The following is a 16,346-nucleotide window of genomic DNA, read 5'->3' as shown; positions in this document are numbered from 1 at the left end:
AAAGGGTCATGAATCATGGCTGGAATCACTGGTCTGGGCACTACCTATAACCTGCCTAACTACGTTGGCGAACTGTTCGCCGCGTCTCCTGAAGATACCCCGCTACTGTCCTCCATTGGTGGTCTTACCGGCGGTGAATCGGTTGGTTCGACTTTGTTCGAGTGGCAGGGTTACGACCTGCGCGACGCGGACGATGCACGTCAGCGCCTTGAGGGTGCAGACGCTGGCGCGGGTGACGCTCGTGTTCGCTACAACGCTTCGAACGTGCTTGAGATTCACCAGGAGGCAGTTGCTGTTTCCTACACCAAGCAGGGTGCGACTAAGCAGCGTGCAACTAACGCAATGCCTAACGTGACTGTTGGTAACACTGTTATTCCGGCTGATGAGCTGGCTTGGCAGTTGGAGCAGCAGTTCAAGCAGATTGCTCGTGATATTGAAAAGACCTTTATCACTGGCACTTACGCTTCGCCTACCACCAACACTGCGCCACGTAAGACTCGCGGCCTGTTGCAGGCAGTGGCAACTAACGTCGGTGTCGCTGAGTACGCTCTTGCTGGTGCTCCTGCTGACGTTCTCAAGGATGCCCTTGATGACCTGATGCAGGACGTTTGGACTAGCGGAGGTATTCAGGAGGGCGAGACCCGAACCTTGATCACCAACGCTTCTCTCAAGCGTGCTCTTTCCGCCGCGTACATCACGAACGCCGGCTACAAGGAAGAAACCCGCAACGTTGGTGGCGTGAACGTTCAGACCATTGAGACTGACTTCGGTCGTTTCAATATCATGCTGAACCGTTACATGCCTGCTGACAAGATCGCGATCGCTTCCCTTGAGGATCTACGTCCGTCGTTCTTGGAGATTCCGGGCAAGGGTCATTTCTTCGCTGAGCCACTGGCTAAGACCGGTGCTTCTGACAAGGTGCAGATCTACGGTGAAATCGGCCTGAATTACGGCAACGAGAAGAAGCACGGCGTTCTTACCCTGACTCAGGCGGAAGAGTAATGATTACCGCAACCTGTAGTAAGCACAAGGGGTTGCGGGTTTCCTTCGGCGGCGGTTCCGTCAAGTTTGTTGATGGGGCCGCCGTTGTTTCGGAAGTCCAAGCACGCCACCTGTTGAGCCTGCCGGATTCGTTCGGCGTGGCTGTTGAAGGTTCCATTCCTGAGCCTGAAGAGCCTACTGTTGATCCGCCTACTGACAATGAGCATGTAGCCGAGGGGTCGGAGCTATTCGAACCTAAGGGCAACGCGTCGCTTGATGAGTGGCGCGCATACGCCATCCAAAAGGGCATTGACGAAGCAGAGCTTGAAGATCTCAAGCGTGAGGAAGTCAAGGCGCTTCTCGAAGATTAGGAGCCGCAATGAGTTTCGCAACTGTTGAAGATGTTCAGAAGCGCCTCGGGCGTGACCTTACTACGGCTGAGACTGCGCAGGCTACTGAGTGGTTGCAGGATCTCGAAGCGGACATTCGTGCTCGCATTCCTGATATTGACGTGCTCATGGCTGACGAGATTACCGGCCTTTCGTACACGCGCACGGTAACTCGTGTGGTGGCTGAAACGATCGTTGCGAAGCTCAAGAATCCGAAGGGTTTGCGGCAGTACACGGAATCTGTTGACGATTATTCGTTGACTGAAACTGTGGACACTGCGAACTCTTCGGGTCGCCTGGTCATCACTGATGCTGATTGGGATTTGCTGATTCCATCGCTGGATGGTGACGCGTTTAGTATTCGCCTGGTTGGCAGGTTCCGATGATCGATGCTCAGGCTATTACTTTGCGTGGTCGTGAGGCTGCCGAATCCCTGATGCTGGACACGGGCCTTGTGGAGCGTTCTCTTGGTCTTGTGACTGACCCTGTTACTGCGGTTGTGTCTGAGGTTTGGGAGACGGTTTACACGGGTAAGTGTAAGTTGCAGGGGCGTCAGGCTCAGGCTTCTACTCCTGATGCTGGCGGTCATGCGTTTACGGTTGAGCAGTTGATGGTTCATTTGCCGGTGTCGGCTCAGTCGTTGCCGGGTGACCGTGTGACTGTGCTTTCTTCGGTGATGGACCCTGATCTGGTCGGCCTGAAATTGCGTCTCACTGAGTTGGGTCGTGGCACGTATCGGACTGCGGATCGTTGGAACGTGGAACTGGTGACACAGTGAGTGGCGCTGGTGAGCTTCGGGCGTTTTCTAATGATCTTGGCAAGATTGCTTCTAAGGCGTTGCCTGAGGTTGATGCGGTCCTAAAAAAGGGTGCGCAGAATATCAAGGATGATCTGATCGACGGTATCCCGTCTGGTTCGTCGTGGCGTGGGCTGAAAGGCTCGATTAGCTACGACTCGATGTACGGCATCGGTCACGCTAAATACGAGGTGGGCCCAGACAAGGGTCGTCGTGGTGGCGCACTCGGTAACCTCTATTACTTTGGCGGTTCTCGTGGTGGCGGTTATGGCGATCTTGACGGCCCTCTTGCACGTGAGTCACCGAATCTTGAGCGTGAACTTGGCAAGGTTGTTGATAAGTGGGGTGATGCGCTTGAGTAATCAAACGGATTTCCTAGCACTGTTAGCCTCGTTGCCGGCTCAGGCCAAGGTGTACCCGTCCAAGGTTCCCGATAATCCGACGTTCCCTTACATCCTGGTGCGTTCATTTATTCCTCGTGCCACTGATCGTTCGTTGGTTCGGTCGGTTCATGCGCGTGTGGATCGGTGGCGGGTTACCGTTGTCAGCTTGACTCATGAATCGGTCGCGATCATTGACGCTGAGTGTCGCGCAGTTCTAGAGGGTGCACGGATCAACCTACAGCGTGTTGAGGAAGTGCCAGCGTCAGGCGAAATCATCGAGGACCTTGATGTGACACTAACGAATGGTGCTCACCCGTTCTACACGGTTCAAGAGTGGCGCGTCATGCAGTAACTAAATATTTCAACCAAGGAGTCATGCGTTTTCGTATGGCTCCTTTTTCTATGCCCAAAACCTAAGGAGCCCGCATGTATGTACGTGTGCGAGACAAGCGAACCGGTCATGAGCTTGACGTGCTGAGCACTGACAAGCGTATCGGTGACGTTTTCCAGCCGGTCAGCAAGGCCAGCTATCCAGATTCCCCGTACCCACGTGCGGCGAAACATAACCCCCTGCCGAGCACTGTAAAGAACGTGCCGGTCAAACCTGAAAAGGAAGTGAAGTAACTGTGGCTGAGATCCCTAGTACTCCATATGACGGCAATGTTCGCGCCGTGCTTGTACCTACCGTCGCTGACGTGAATGCGCCTACTGTCGCTGAGCTGACTGCTGGCATTGACATTTCTTGCTATCTGACTGGTGACGGTCTGGCAATTTCTATTGATCAGCAGACGATCACTGATGAGCGCTTGTGCTCGACTTCTACTTTTGAGAAGCGTGGTCGTAAGACTCACTCGGTGGACGTGACTTACATCGACAACACCAACTCGGTTGCTCATGCGGCGTTCAATGAGGCTCGTGAGGCTTTGGATGAGGGTTCGGTTCACTACTTGGTGACTCGCCGTAACTTGCCTTACGAGACCGCTGAGGCCGATTCTCAGATTGTTCGCGTCTACCCGATTGAGGCTGGTTTCCCGGCTGAGGTTGCTGGTGAAGCGAACTCGGTTACCCGTTCAACTTCGAAGCTGTTCGTTACCGGTGATCCTGGTATCGACGTTGCTGTAACCGCTTAAGTTCTTCCGTTCCCTCACGCCTTGACAGGGTGCGTGGGGGAACGGTTCACCCTGTTTACCCTTGTCCCAAAGATTTTTAGGAGCCTGTTGTGGCTAAAAGTATTCCCGGCGTTCCAGAGTCACTGACTCGCGCCCAGTATGCATCACTTCTTGACTCGGTTGGCATCGACCCCGAGCAGACTGCCGAACTGTGGTTTGACCGCGAAGGGATCCACGCCGATGTAATTGCTCGCGATTCGCACGGCAAGATGATCCCCGACTATAAGAACAACACGTACATGAAGCATCGTGTATTCATTCCAGTGCTTGACGAGGAAGAGGGTAAGTAACCATGGCTGAGAAAAAGTTTGAAGTGAAGCGTCCTGAGCGTCGTGTTGAGATTTGCTTGGATGGTTCGTTGGTTGCCGAGTATGAGGGCGTTCAGGCTGAGCTTGAGACTGCTCGCCGTAACGCGATTTCTGACCGTCGCATAAATAATGACCCGGTGAAGAAGTTGGAGATCCGTTCTGCGGAACTCTACAAGGCGCAGGAGGACAGCACACTAGTGTTGACTATCCGCGCTCTGCCTCGTGCTACCTGGTCGGCCATCAAGGAAGCTAACCCTCCACGCGATGACCATAACGTTGATGAATCTTTGGGTTACAACGTCGATTCTGCTGTTGCTAAGGCGATGCTCACTGATGGTGCGATTGCTCTTGCTGAACAGCAGGGCGAACCAGTTGAGTTCACTGCTGAGGATTGGGCGGGGATCGTTGATGACCTGTCCGATGGTCAGTGGCAGGAAGTGCAGACTGCTGTCGCGTCGGCTAATGGTGGTCGTCCTCAGGTTCCTTTTTCGCAGAGCGGATTCAAGCTGATGCAGGATTCCGCAAAGAACTCGAAGTAGCTCGCTCTCTCGGATTGTCGCACTCTGGCTTCTTGTCTTGGTCTGAAGATGATCAGGACAAGATGCTGGCGTTGAAGCTGTATGAGGACACTATGTTGTGTCCGATGTGTGGTGGCCCGATTAGTGAATGTACGGATCCTGACAATGAGATGGCGTACAAGGTTGACCCTCCTACCCGGTGCCATAAGACAACTGCTCTTATGCGTTTCCAGAAGGATGGTTGGGATGAGCGGCCTTATAACCGTGCTTTGATGCTTATTGCTCGGCTGGTGCGTCGGTAGGGGAGTCTTTCGGGGTTTCCCTGCCGAGCCCTATGCCGACGATGAATGTTATGAATCCTGCTACGGCTACGAGGACGCTGAAGCTTGATAGTCCGTCCGCTTGCCCGTAGCCGGCTGCGAGTGCGATAGCGATTCCGAATACGAGCATTGCTAGTCCTGTGACGCGTGCGTTATGGCCGCGCTTGCTAAGAAATTTACTCACCGAGCGTTCCGCTTCTTTGCGTCGCGGTTCATTCCCCATAGTACTGCGCAGGCTACGGCAAGAATTCCGGTTAGTGTCGCGATGATTCCGTAAAAGAATGCGCCGGTTGCGCTCATTGCTACTGATGCGAGTACGCATAAAGCGCCGAGAAATATTGCTGATTTCCCAAGGCTTACTTCTTTATTTTGCTTTCCCATACCCCTGATCATATCGGGGGTTTCTTCTTTTAAGGAGCCTCTATGACCAGGACTGTTAAGTTAGAAATTGACGCAAAGGTATCCGGCCTAGTCAACGGGCTAAAGACGGCTTCTCAGGCCACTAAAGATTCGGCTCGTGAATTTGATAAGTGGTCACAGCAACATGAGCAATCTCTGGATACTGTCAGCAAGGGCATGATGGGCTTCGGTGCCGTCGTTGGTGGCGGTGCCGTACTAGCTGTAAAGAAGTTCGCAGAATTCGATAAGGCCATGTCAGGGGTCCAAGCATCATCTCACGCGACCGCGAGCGATATGGGTCTGCTTCGTCAGGCCGCGATTGATGCTGGTGCTGATACGGCGTTTAGTGCGAAAGAAGCTGCTGGCGGTATTGAGGAGTTGGCTAAGGCTGGCGTATCTACCCAGGATGTTATCGGTGGCGGTCTGACCGGTGCGTTGGACTTGGCTGCGGCTGGTCAGCTTAGTGTTGCTGACGCTGCCGAAATCAGCGCATCGGCCCTCACGCAATTTAAGTTGTCTGGTGAAGATATTCCCCACCTTGCCGATTTGTTGGCGGCTGGTGCTGGTAAGGCTCAAGGTTCCGTGCATGATTTGGGCGAGGCGCTGAATCAGTCGGGTCTTGTTGCGTCTGCTACCGGTTTGACGATTGAGGAAACTACGGGCGGCTTGGCGGCGTTTGCGTCTGCTGGTCTTACTGGTTCTGACGCTGGCACTAGCTTCAAGACCATGCTTCAACGACTCACTCCGCAGTCCAAGGAAGCTCAGAAAAAGTTTGACGAGCTTGGCATCTCTGCTTATGACGCTCAGGGTAACTTCGTTGGACTGACTGACTTTGCTGGTCAGTTGCAAGAGAAAATGGCCGGGCTAACTCCTGAAGCGCGTAACGCTGCCATGTCGGTGATGTTCGGGTCTGATGCTGTGCGTGCTTCGAATGTTCTTTACGAGCAGGGTGCTAAGGGTATTCAGGGCTGGATTGATCAGGTCAATGATGCAGGCTACGCCGCTGATACTGCGGCGCTCTTGCAGAATAACCTTGCTGGCGACTTGGAAAAGCTTGGCGGTTCGTTCGATACCGTATTCCTAAAGAGTGGCGGTGCAGCTAATGAGGTTCTGCGTGATTTTGTACAGACCGCTGAAAAGGTAGTTGACGTTATCGGTCAGATTCCCGCGCCAATTCTTGGCATGGGAACGATGTTCGCGGGCGTTGCGGGTGGCGCGGCACTTCTCGCAGGTGCGGCTATCAACGTACTTCCAAAGATCCGCGACACTAAAGACGCACTGAAAGACCTGGGCGTTATTGGCAAGAATTCGGGCAAGCAAGTTTCTAGTGCGTCCGGTTCGTTCGTGACCATAGATGCTGCCATGTCCAAGAGTGAGCGTAGCGCACGCAAGCTTGGCGGGGCACTTAAGACCATTGGTGCTGGTGCTGTGACCTTGGCGGCTGTAGGCCCTGCTATTGGTTCAATGGTTCCGTCGGGATCGCTTGAGAATATCGACAAACTCACGGCGGGTCTGTTGGACGTCAGCAAGACCCCTGACGTTATCAATGCCGCTTTCACTGGCAAGGGCAACTGGTTCGATGGACTAGACGTTAAGGGGTTCGAGGACGCTATCGGCGTTATCGCTAACCCGTCTTGGTCCGACAAAGCAGACCAAAATATTTCCAAGGTCCTAAGCTTCGGTACGCGCAGTTCTTCCAACTGGGAATTTGCGAAGAAGAATGTTGATCAGTTGGATGGCGCTCTAGCTGATATGGCTAAGAACGGTAACGCTGATAGCGCCGCCGAGTCCTATCGGGTGCTGTCTGAAATGGCTGCTAATGCTGGAACCTCAACTGAGGCTCTAGCTGAATTGTTCCCACAGTATTCGGGAGCTCTGCAGCTTGCTGATTCCGAGTCACGGAAGGCTGCTGAGGGCACTGGGCAACTTGGGGACGCCCTTGCTGGCACTGGCGAGGTTGCAGCGGAAACAGCTAAATCCCTTGACGATATTCTCGCGTCTGTTTTCGAGCTGGGACGGGAATCTCGCACTGTGAGCGAGTCGCAGGATGCGCTAACTGGTTCGTTGTCTGCGCTGAATGCGTCGATTGCTGAGAATGGCGCTAAGTTTACGGGCAACTCTGAGGCGGCTCTCAAGAATCGCGAGGCGTTGCGTGCTGTAGCTGAGGACTCGGAGACTCTGGCTGAGGCTCAGGCTCGCGCTGGTGCTTCGTCTAGTGAGATTCAGTCTGGTATGCAGACTACTTATGACGCGCTAATGAAAGCTACTGGCGGTTCTGAGGCGCTTGTTCGTGAGCTGATGGGCATCCCTAAGGATGTCAGCGTCAAGTCATGGATGGAAGATAGCGCTAAACAGATTGCCGAAGCCACTGCAAACGCCATTGAGCAGATCCCTGGTTACACCAAAGTTGGCATTGCTGTTTCTGAGGACGGAACCGTTGGTCAGGTTCAGTCGAAGATCAACGCGATCACGGGTAAGACTGAATATATTTTCGTCACTGATGATGGCACTGTTACTAATGTTCAAGCTGGCATTGCTCGAATCAAGGGTAAAGATGTCCCTGTTTATGTTGGCGATGATGGAACCGTCTATTCCACTCAGGGCAAGATCCTAAACATCAAGGGTAAAGACGTAACTATTACGGCTGTCCCGCAGACTGGCGGGGCCGAAGAAGCCTTGAACCGGCTTGCACGCCCAAGGTTCTCATCAGTGACGGTGACTCAGAATTTCGTGCCTGGTTCAGCCCCTCCAGGGGCTGGGGTAGCCAAAACATTCCTCGGGAGGAACGCTGAGGGCGGTCGTTTACCTAATCGTGCGACTGGTGGACGGTTGCCTTATACCGGTCTTGGTACTGACATGATCCTGGGTATTGGGTCTGATGGGATGCCTACAGCACGTGTTGATGATGGCGAGTGGGTTATTCGTGAGAAGTCGGCTAGTAAGTATGACCGACTGCTTGGCCTGATCAACCGTGACGATCCAAGTGTGCAGGGTCTAGCTGGCCTCGCGTCAGGTGGTCGTGTTGGTTCGGCTCAGTCGAAGGTTGACCGTTTGCAACGTCAGTTCTCGTTGATGCCTGGCGATAAGAAGAACAAGGCTCGTAAGGCGGCTCTCAAGGCTGACTTGTACGACGCTAAGTACGAGTTGAAGCAACTCAAGGCTGAAGTTTCGGCTACTAAGAAGTCTAGTGCGTCGGCTAAGAAAGCTTCGGATAAGGCGGCTAAGGACGCTAAGAAGAAAGCTGACGACGCTAAGAAGAAAGCGGCTGAAGCAGCCAAGCTTGAGCGTGAGCGTGTTGCTCGTGTGAATGAGGAACGTTTCGATCTCCGACGTGATTTGAAGCGTGGCGAGATTACTGATGCGTTCACTAGTGGTTCTGGTATGTCGCAGGTTGATAAGCTCTTTGATCTTTCGAAGAACAAGGACTTGTCTAAGTCGCAACGTGCTACGGCTCGTTCGGCAGCGTACAGCATGGAATCACAGTTGCTGTCGTTGGAGAAGCGTTCTGACAAGCTGGCGAAGTCCTTGGAGGCAGCCACAGCAAAGCGTGACGATCTCCTATCAGCTCAGAAGGGTGTCCAATCCTCGATGGTTGGCGCGTTCGATCTCGGTGGGCTGACAGGGCAGACGGACAAGTGGGGATACCAGAAGTACGTAGGCAAGAAGGGTCTACTGTCCTTTGGTAAGTCTCTCGCGTCCGGTGCTAAGAAGCTGTCCGGTAAGGTGTCGAAGCTTCAAAAGTTGGGCTTCAACGAGAACATGATCCAGCAGGTAATCGACGAATGGACCCAATCGGGAACGTTCGAGCTGGCCGACGCAATGCTGTCCATGAACAATGGCGAACGTAAGAGCTTCTTGAGTTCGTTCAGGTCTGTTGAGAAGTACGGGTTGAACACGGGCGAGTCTTTGACGAAGGCCATGTCTAAGGGCGGTATTGATGCCGCGCAGGGTTTGGTGGACGGCTTGGAGAAGAAGAATGACGTTGTTGAAAACGCGTTCTACAAGCTCGGCAAGAACGCAGAGAAAGCATTCCGTAAGTCCTTGGACATGCACTCACCTTCACGCACACTGTTCAAGGCTGGCGTGGATGCTGGCGACGGCGTGGAGCTTGGTCTGCTGTCTAAGGTTAGCGATGTTGAATCTGCTGCCGAGAACCTGATGACTCCACCGGCGCTCATGGTTCCGCCGTCTGTTGAGGTGTCGCGTTACGCGTCATCGCAATCAGCTCCAGCTGTGGCTATCGACTACCAACAGTTAGCTCAAGCAATGTCCAGCATTCAGCTCAGCGCCGCTCTTCAAGTAAGTGGCAAGCAAGCCGGAACTCTGGTTCAGGCTGGCGAGCGATTCAACGGAACACACAAGTAGGAGGATCCCCCGTGAGCGGTTTTTATTTTGGACCACTCGGAGCAATGCAACCAGTGGAAGTGTCCGCTGGTGTCGAGGTGTCCTCTGATCGCAGGGGATCTGAACTGGTTACCACGGGCGGGGTGAGGTACGCGCAAATAGGGCGTTCAGCACCCCGCACTTGGACAGTGGGGAGACTGTGGCAGAAGCCGGCGTGGGCAAAACTATTCAATTACGCATCAAACGGGCTGCTGGGGGACTGCTGGCTTTATGACGTTGCTAAAGCGAGAGAAAACATGATCCCTGCCCGCCTAAGCGCGGGGGGAGAATCGGCGGTCATCGTGGATGGCGTTCCGATGGGTGGGATTCAGCCAGGCCGAGAAATCACCGTACCAACGCTACGTGGAATGGTGTACACGGTCGCAGTCTGGTCACAGGCAGAAGCAGGGACCACCGTGGCGCAATACCGCTTGGGCACGGGAACCATGATCAACATCAGCGCACCAACGGGGTCAGGATACCGCCAATGCGCCGCCAGCTTCACACCTCTCTCCGACTCAACAATCACCCTAAAAATAACAAACACAGGCACATCAGGGGCGACCATCCACGAAGGACCGCCTCGCGGTGACTTCTACGCATCAGCAGGAACCCCCTGCCGTGTAGCAGTGCAGGACCCTCAGCGCGTCCTCCAGATGCTACTTGATAACAATTCTCGATCTGACTATGAGGTAACCCTCATGGAGGTTGGCCGACCCAATATTTAGGAGGAAACTTTGCAGCAGAAGCCCTCAAACTGGCCTGGCGAATCGGCGCTAGAAATCATCCCTGAAATATTCAGTGAGTTTCACGAATCAACCTGGCCGCCAAAATCAGTGGAAGCGCCACAGGGAACTAGCCCTGTAGGGGATTGGTCTATTTCTCGGCAGCTTACCGGGGGTATGTTGCCGACTCAGGTGCGAGGCGCTTCTGGGCACAGTATCGCTTCTGGTCAGGTGAGTATTCCTCAGCTACCTGCCCACATGTCGCCTTGGGGGTTTGGTCAATACCGCCTCGGGCCGGGTGGCCGGTGCACCGTGTATGCGTCGCAATTTGGCGGTTACACAACAGTTCCTGATCGTCGTATTGCGTTGGGTGAGTTCACGGTCGCGCCGATTAGTGGAGCTTCGACTGAAGCGAAAGTTTCTTTAGATCTTGATGAATATTCCCTGCGGCTGCGCAAACCATTCACCCTGAAGTGGACGTACTCGGAAACGGACCGGCTTGACGCTGCTTGGGTTGTGCATCAGGTAGCAAGAGCCGGTGGATATTACGCGGTTCCTGAGCCTATTTCGACAACACTGCTCAGCTTCCCGCTCATGGGTTCCAGTGTCCCCGACCGTTCTGCAACTAACCCAAACACAAACGTGACTGGGGAATTGGCATGGGCTGACCACGACGGGCAGATTGGACTCGCATCAGGTGCAACAGTATTGGCTAATGCTTCGGATGACCCTGACGCATGGTACGTAACGCTAGACCATAACGGGCTAGGGAGTGTTGTCCTCAAAGTTCCTGGATGCGACAACATTACCTTTACGGTGGCAGCAGCATCGGTCACTGCAACACGCGACAGTGTGGAGACTTTACAGGTTCCCATACTAGGTGCACCGTCTGCTAGTTCAGGTTGGCGACGTATCCAGTTCCAAGTGAACCTCAAGGGCTTCTCCATGAGGGCACGTGCTGAGGGAACGAGCTACGGGGCATACAGCAGTAAAACATGGACCCCAGTACGCGTATCCCCACCACGAGGCCAGGTTCGTGGAGTGGGAGACGCGGTGGCCCGTGGCGTGCAGTTCAGTACCACGACCGCCACAGAGATTTTCGGGCGCGGGAACAAAGCGAAAATCAATTCCACAGGGTCGATACTCACCGGACTGTTAGACGTACCAGTTGCACCAGGATGGGATCTACTCCAAGAGATCGCTTCGTCAACCGGTGGCGCCGTATGGATGGATGAGACTGGCACACTAATTTTCCGGTCACGTGATCTACTGCGCGGAACTGGTAACTATGGTGAAACCATCGAAGCGCTGGAACAGGTCGAAACTCTTGGATGGATCATAGACCCAGCCGACCAAGCGGACCGAGTGGAGCTAACCTACAAGCCGACCATTGTCACAAAATCAGCTGATGAAACAACAATCTGGGAATCAGACAGTCCACTACTTATCAGGGTGGGCACGCCCAAAGTCTTATTCGTAGACATCGACGGAACCACAGACCGACTCTCACGGTGGGTTCCTCTATGGGATACCCGGTATCCCGAGGGTAGCTTATCGCGCTGGGCTGCATCATTTGCCCTCGATGGCTCAGGTTCACGACCCGCCGATGACTCAGTGAGTATCAAGACCAGCATGGTCAGCAGCTCGCGCATCAAGATCACTATCACCAACAAGAACACTTCGGCGATCTGGATGGTTGACGGAAACGGCAACCCTGCAATCACCCTGCGCACCAGCCTGTTAGTAACAGCCGGAGATCCCGTAACAATATCCAAAGGTGTCTCAGCCAACCAAGCGGTCAGCCCTTTAGAGCTATCAACCGGCGCGTGGATTCAAGACGCTGACGCAGCTCAAACGGTATTGCACTGGGCGGCTTCACAAACAGAAGTAGCTCAACCTGTGCTGCAAGGAATGCGCGTCGTGCCTAACCTCGCACGGCAGCTAGGTGATCTGGTCCGGATTATCGACCCGATCACTAACTTGCGATCTAAGGCGCTCATAACCGGCATCACTTTGAATGGCGACCACTCTCAGTACAGCCAAGAGCTTGATCTCACATTGGTGGCAGTGACGTTCGATGACTGGGATCAGTTCATGCAGCCCAACAGTTTGGACAGCTTTACGGCACTTGACGCTTTCTTGCAAGCACAACAAATCCGCTCATTCAACGACTTAGACGAATGGGGCCAAGACTTCGGAGGAACACTTTGAGCACACCAAAACAGATCGTCGCACCAGTAAGCCCCGAAGCATCCGACAACCCGTGGTCAGGAATCGGCGGAATCAGGCGCTGGTGGTCGGGCATTAACGACTGGATCAAAGCGCTCTCCCCAGCAGGATCAACAGTGTTCGACACAGGATGGGTCGACGTTCCGGTAACTCTGGCTGGCATGAGCGGAACTATGGCCTACACGAGATACGGCAAGATCGTCATCGTCCAAATCGACTTAGGCGGCTCTCTGGCATCAGGAAGCCTCGAAATCGTTGGCAGCCTACCGGTTGGTATAGGGCCAACCCAAGGCCGAGCAACCGGTGCAGCCTACTTCGACGGCGGATATGTAGGCGTAGTCCGAATCACAGCAGGCGGAATCGTCGCAATCGCACAACAAAGCGGGGCGGCACGAAACAACCCCGTCGCCACAGTCGTATTCCGACTCAACTAAAGAAGGAGTCCAGCATTGGGCCGTCAAATTAATTTCAACTTCCGCCGTGGTGGGGGATCAGCCGTGGAAGTCCTCTACGGTAAAATCACCATCGAAGCGACTCGCCCATACAAACTAGGTGCTTCCTGGGTTATGCCTTTTGAGCGCACCATCCCGCTGGTCAATGGTATAGCGGTGGCCACCGATGCGTCGATCACACCTCCCGGCCCAATTCCTGAATGGGCGCACCGGGTAACCGTTTTCGATTCAAACACAGAAAAGACTTGGACTTGGGTCGTAGGAGTTCCAGACGGAACTACCGCTATCAACTTCAATAGCCTGCCAGTCTACGAGTGGACCCCACCAGTTGAGGGCGACCTCAACAGCATCGCATCAGATGCACGGAACGCAGCAGAAGATTCCGAAGCTTCACGGATCGCTGCTGAAGCAGCAGCAGCGCTAATCGGTGCACCAGCCGGTAATGTCATTTCTGCTGCGATCACTGCTAACGGACCGGCGAGAGATAGCGTATACGGCGTTATTCAAAAAACCACGAACCCGGCACTTGGAGCCATGTTCGCAGGGTATGCACGCGCCCAAATCGGTCCTGTCTCGCACGTCTACTGCGGTTCATCCTCCACCGAAGGATCTGATCAGCGACCAGCAGATAGGTGGGTAAATAAACTCCATACCGGCATGCAGGCGCAGTACGCTTCGGGTCCTGGCGGAGAAACGCCTGTGGGTGATCACACCACTCAAATCTACGACCTGCCCGGTCTGCATGGTTACAACTTCGGCCAGTCTGGAACTACCGTCGAAGATTACATGCCAGCATCGAAAATTACGCGCATCGGACAGATTCAGCCGAGCCTCATCACCCACATGGTCGGCTCTAATGACGCAAACCTGAGCTTCACGGAGGAACGATACCGAAACGGTCTAGTCGCTGTCCTCGACCAGATTGATGCAGTAGTTACCGTGCCGCACGTTCATGTTCTCATTCACGCCCACCAACGGCAGAACAAGGACATTACGAGCTACTGGGACGCATACCGAAAAGTACTTCGCGAGCTCGCCGAAACACGCTCCAACGTGGCATTCGTAGATGTTTCCTACGACTTTAAAGCCATAGGAATCCCCGGAACTGACCCGCTCGACTACCTGAAGCCAGACGAAGTGCACCTCACCCCGCCCGGCCATGACATGCAAGCGCGACTTATCGGACGTGCACTAGAAGCCCCCGTGGAAGCGCCCAAGTACAAGGTAGTCGTGAAAGATGACTTCCTGCGTGCCAATGGCCCACTGGGTGTAGCCGACACGGGGCAACCGTGGCGTGCAGTATCGGGAGAATTTGAAGTCATGGGCAACTCAGTAGGCATCGTTTCACCTGGAACTTGCCTTATTGAATCGGTAGCGCACGACTTTGACGCAACCCTCGATATTTACCATCCAGGCAATATTTCTACTCTCTCCGGTTTAGTGTTCTGGGCTAAAGACAACGACAACCGTATGGGCGTATTCATCGACGCGGGATCAACCCAACGAATCGGCGTTTACACGACCATCGCAGGAGCTACGGGACTACGCCTCGAAATTCCCAAGAGTATCAGCGCAGGATGGCACACGATTCGTGTTGTGGCACGTTCCGGAGCGTTGACCATATTCTTGGACGGACAGTACATCACACAGTACACGCCTTCGGCACAGTACTACGACCCGCTGCGTGGAAACACAAAAGTCGGCTTCCGATGTGGATCAATGGTCCCCGAAATGCGCTGGGCGAAATTCTCCGTCCAGACCCGATAGAAACAACGGGAAGCAATGGCGAGAAATATCAACATAAACCTGCGCGACGGCAGCGGAGGAACAGCCGACAACCTCATGGGCTCGGTAAGTATCGAACCAACCCAACCATTCAACGCAGGGCCGTCCACCGTCTTGCCCTCTCCGCAGCAGGTGGAACTGAACGCCGGAGTAGCAACACTCGTTGCTGTGGAGCCGACGCCCGAGGGGGATACGATCCCTTGGGCCTACCGTGTGACCATGCATAGTCTTAGCGGTGTCCAGCACTCGATTATTGTCGGTGTGCCGAACTTGACGACACCAGTCAACCTGACTGACCTGCCTATCTATGCAGTTACGCGAACCTACGAAGGTGAGGCGCACGTGCTACTAAACAAGGAAACAGGGCCGCGAGACGTTCGTTCCCTATGGGGTGGAACTGGCGGAAAAGTAACGCTAACTCGATCAGGCAATTGGGTCGAACTATCCGTATGGGGCGTGCCATATGTGAGCGCGAACCAATATCAGATGCAAGTCCCAGCAGGGTTCCGCCCACCAGACATTCGGCTATTCAACGAAGCAGTCTATGGTGATGGGAACCCTGCCGGAGAGCGCGTAAATGTCAGGTCAGACGGGAACCTTCAAATTCTCGGAGTGACAACGGGCGCGCAGATCTACTTCACCATTCACTGGTACACGAAAGAGAACATGCCTTCAACGTTGCCAGGAAACGCAGTGTAGGCGCGCCCTATTTACGAAAGAGGCAATCTTATGTCTAAACCGCATTGGACGGTGAGCCTCTGGAATCGTATCCAGGAACCTCGCCTTGTGTCCGTTGTTCAAACACTCATTTACGTTCTCTGTTTCACTGGCGGGCTGGTGACAATATTGGATCCACCACGCAGTATCGAGGGCGCATTCGGCAACGGCATCACACTAGCGTGGGGTCTGTTCGCGCTGGTCGGTGGTGCGATGGGTGCATACTCAGCACCGACCGGGAAATGGTTGATTGAGAAACCAGCGATCATCGCCTGCGCTACGGCAATCACACTATACGCAAGCATCCTCATTTCATTGCATATCACTGAGTCAGGCAACCGGATTCCACAGCTTGTTTTCGTGCTCATCGGCTTACTGCACTTTGTGAATAGGTACTGGCGGATCAAACCGTATTCGTATGAGCCTGGCAAGTAGGAGGCCATTATGGATGGCCCTCAAATTTGGGCGACGCTCGCCATCATGGTGGGCAGTGGCGGTTTCCTCACTGTCGGGATTCAAGAGTTCGCTAAGTGGCGGTCAGGCCGTGCTGAATCGGAACGTAAAGAGAACTTGTCTCTTGCTGAACGTGTGGCTACTGCTGAAGCGTGGCGCGAGTGGGAGGCTACTTATCGCCGGCTAACCGCTGAGCATTGTTCACATGTCCGGCGGGTCGCTATCGAACACGGTGCGACGATCGAGCAAATCGGCGCATGGCCTACACCCCCAGAAAAACCACAAACCAACAAGGACTAGCAAACGCTAGTCCATTTTTTATGCCCCGTCATGGTGTGT

At 54.1% G+C, this 16,346-nt stretch carries 19 protein-coding genes; 18 read left to right on the top strand and 1 reads right to left on the bottom strand.

Translation table 11 applies throughout. The annotated features are described in order from the left end of the window. Nucleotides 1–15 precede the first annotated feature (15 nt). From ACT3RW_RS10670 to ACT3RW_RS10625, 10 genes are all read left to right on the top strand, one after another. Nucleotides 16–1,002 carry an SU10 major capsid protein gene (locus ACT3RW_RS10670; protein ID WP_444613713.1) on the top strand — a complete coding sequence of 329 codons (987 nt, stop codon included), beginning with the start codon at nt 16–18 and terminating at the stop codon, nt 1,000–1,002. Then, nucleotides 1,002–1,352: a hypothetical protein gene (locus tag ACT3RW_RS10665; RefSeq protein ID WP_444613712.1), complete on the top strand. Its 351-nt coding sequence runs from the start codon at nt 1,002–1,004 to the stop codon at nt 1,350–1,352. The genes ACT3RW_RS10670 and ACT3RW_RS10665 overlap by 1 nt, the downstream gene beginning before the upstream one ends. A gap of 8 nt (nt 1,353–1,360) precedes the next feature. Next, complete coding sequence (locus ACT3RW_RS10660; RefSeq protein WP_444613711.1) at nt 1,361–1,756, top strand: Gp19/Gp15/Gp42 family protein; 396 nt, start codon at nt 1,361–1,363, stop codon at nt 1,754–1,756. Beyond that, complete coding sequence (locus ACT3RW_RS10655) at nt 1,753–2,148, top strand: DUF6093 family protein (protein ID WP_444613710.1); 396 nt, start codon at nt 1,753–1,755, stop codon at nt 2,146–2,148. Before ACT3RW_RS10660 ends, ACT3RW_RS10655 begins: the two co-directional genes overlap by 4 nt. Next, nucleotides 2,145–2,528 (top strand): hypothetical protein, encoded by a 384-nt coding sequence (locus ACT3RW_RS10650; RefSeq protein ID WP_444613709.1) that lies wholly within the window; start codon nt 2,145–2,147, stop codon nt 2,526–2,528. Before ACT3RW_RS10655 ends, ACT3RW_RS10650 begins: the two co-directional genes overlap by 4 nt. After that, nucleotides 2,521–2,901: a hypothetical protein gene (locus ACT3RW_RS10645; RefSeq protein ID WP_444613708.1), complete on the top strand. Its 381-nt coding sequence runs from the start codon at nt 2,521–2,523 to the stop codon at nt 2,899–2,901. The genes ACT3RW_RS10650 and ACT3RW_RS10645 overlap by 8 nt, the downstream gene beginning before the upstream one ends. 74 nt (nt 2,902–2,975) lie before the next feature. Beyond that, nucleotides 2,976–3,173 (top strand): hypothetical protein, encoded by a 198-nt coding sequence (locus ACT3RW_RS10640; protein ID WP_444613707.1) that lies wholly within the window; start codon nt 2,976–2,978, stop codon nt 3,171–3,173. A 2-nt stretch (nt 3,174–3,175) separates the two neighbouring features. Then, nucleotides 3,176–3,679 carry a phage tail tube protein gene (locus ACT3RW_RS10635; RefSeq protein ID WP_444613706.1) on the top strand — a complete coding sequence of 168 codons (504 nt, stop codon included), beginning with the start codon at nt 3,176–3,178 and terminating at the stop codon, nt 3,677–3,679. A gap of 89 nt (nt 3,680–3,768) precedes the next feature. Beyond that, the gene (locus ACT3RW_RS10630; RefSeq protein ID WP_444613705.1) at nt 3,769–4,008 is read left to right on the top strand and encodes a hypothetical protein; all 240 of its coding nucleotides are present in this window, start codon (nt 3,769–3,771) and stop codon (nt 4,006–4,008) included. Nucleotides 4,009–4,010: 2 nt separating this feature from the next. After that, nucleotides 4,011–4,565: a hypothetical protein gene (locus ACT3RW_RS10625; protein ID WP_444613704.1), complete on the top strand. Its 555-nt coding sequence runs from the start codon at nt 4,011–4,013 to the stop codon at nt 4,563–4,565. 255 nt (nt 4,566–4,820) lie between these two features. Here ACT3RW_RS10625 and ACT3RW_RS10620 read toward each other — a convergent pair whose 3' ends face one another. After that, on the bottom strand, nt 4,821–5,048 hold the full coding sequence (locus ACT3RW_RS10620) for a hypothetical protein (RefSeq protein ID WP_444613703.1): 228 nt from the start codon (nt 5,046–5,048) through the stop codon (nt 4,821–4,823). A gap of 239 nt (nt 5,049–5,287) precedes the next feature. Between ACT3RW_RS10620 and ACT3RW_RS10615 the strand changes: the two genes are divergently transcribed. The 8 genes from ACT3RW_RS10615 to ACT3RW_RS10580 all read left to right on the top strand — a co-directional run bounded on the left by ACT3RW_RS10615 (nt 5,288) and on the right by ACT3RW_RS10580 (nt 16,307). Continuing rightward, a complete protein-coding gene (locus tag ACT3RW_RS10615) occupies nt 5,288–9,628 on the top strand; it encodes a phage tail tape measure protein (protein WP_444613702.1) in 4,341 nt (1,446 codons plus the stop codon). A gap of 275 nt (nt 9,629–9,903) precedes the next feature. Continuing rightward, a complete protein-coding gene (locus ACT3RW_RS10610; protein WP_444613433.1) occupies nt 9,904–10,374 on the top strand; it encodes a hypothetical protein in 471 nt (156 codons plus the stop codon). A gap of 9 nt (nt 10,375–10,383) precedes the next feature. After that, nucleotides 10,384–12,582 (top strand): hypothetical protein, encoded by a 2,199-nt coding sequence (locus ACT3RW_RS10605; protein ID WP_444613432.1) that lies wholly within the window; start codon nt 10,384–10,386, stop codon nt 12,580–12,582. Next, entirely contained in the window at nt 12,579–13,034 is a 456-nt protein-coding gene (locus ACT3RW_RS10600; RefSeq protein WP_444613431.1) for a hypothetical protein, read from the top strand. Before ACT3RW_RS10605 ends, ACT3RW_RS10600 begins: the two co-directional genes overlap by 4 nt. Before the next feature lie 15 nt (nt 13,035–13,049). Then, a complete protein-coding gene (locus ACT3RW_RS10595) occupies nt 13,050–14,819 on the top strand; it encodes an SGNH/GDSL hydrolase family protein (protein ID WP_444613430.1) in 1,770 nt (589 codons plus the stop codon). Between the two features lie 15 nt (nt 14,820–14,834). Further along, on the top strand, nt 14,835–15,536 hold the full coding sequence (locus tag ACT3RW_RS10590) for a hypothetical protein (RefSeq protein WP_444613429.1): 702 nt from the start codon (nt 14,835–14,837) through the stop codon (nt 15,534–15,536). Between the two features lie 30 nt (nt 15,537–15,566). Then, nucleotides 15,567–15,989, top strand: a complete 423-nt coding sequence (locus ACT3RW_RS10585) for a hypothetical protein (RefSeq protein ID WP_444613428.1) — start codon at nt 15,567–15,569, stop codon at nt 15,987–15,989. Nucleotides 15,990–15,998: 9 nt separating this feature from the next. Continuing rightward, on the top strand, nt 15,999–16,307 hold the full coding sequence (locus tag ACT3RW_RS10580) for a hypothetical protein (protein ID WP_444613701.1): 309 nt from the start codon (nt 15,999–16,001) through the stop codon (nt 16,305–16,307). Nucleotides 16,308–16,346: the final 39 nt, after the last annotated feature.

Origin of the sequence: Glutamicibacter sp. AOP5-A2-18 (assembly GCF_052446055.1) — a bacterium.
Taxonomy (GTDB): domain Bacteria; phylum Actinomycetota; class Actinomycetes; order Actinomycetales; family Micrococcaceae; genus Glutamicibacter.
The sequence above is the reverse complement of the archived record's forward strand: the minus strand, read 5'-3'. Positions and strand labels throughout refer to the sequence as shown.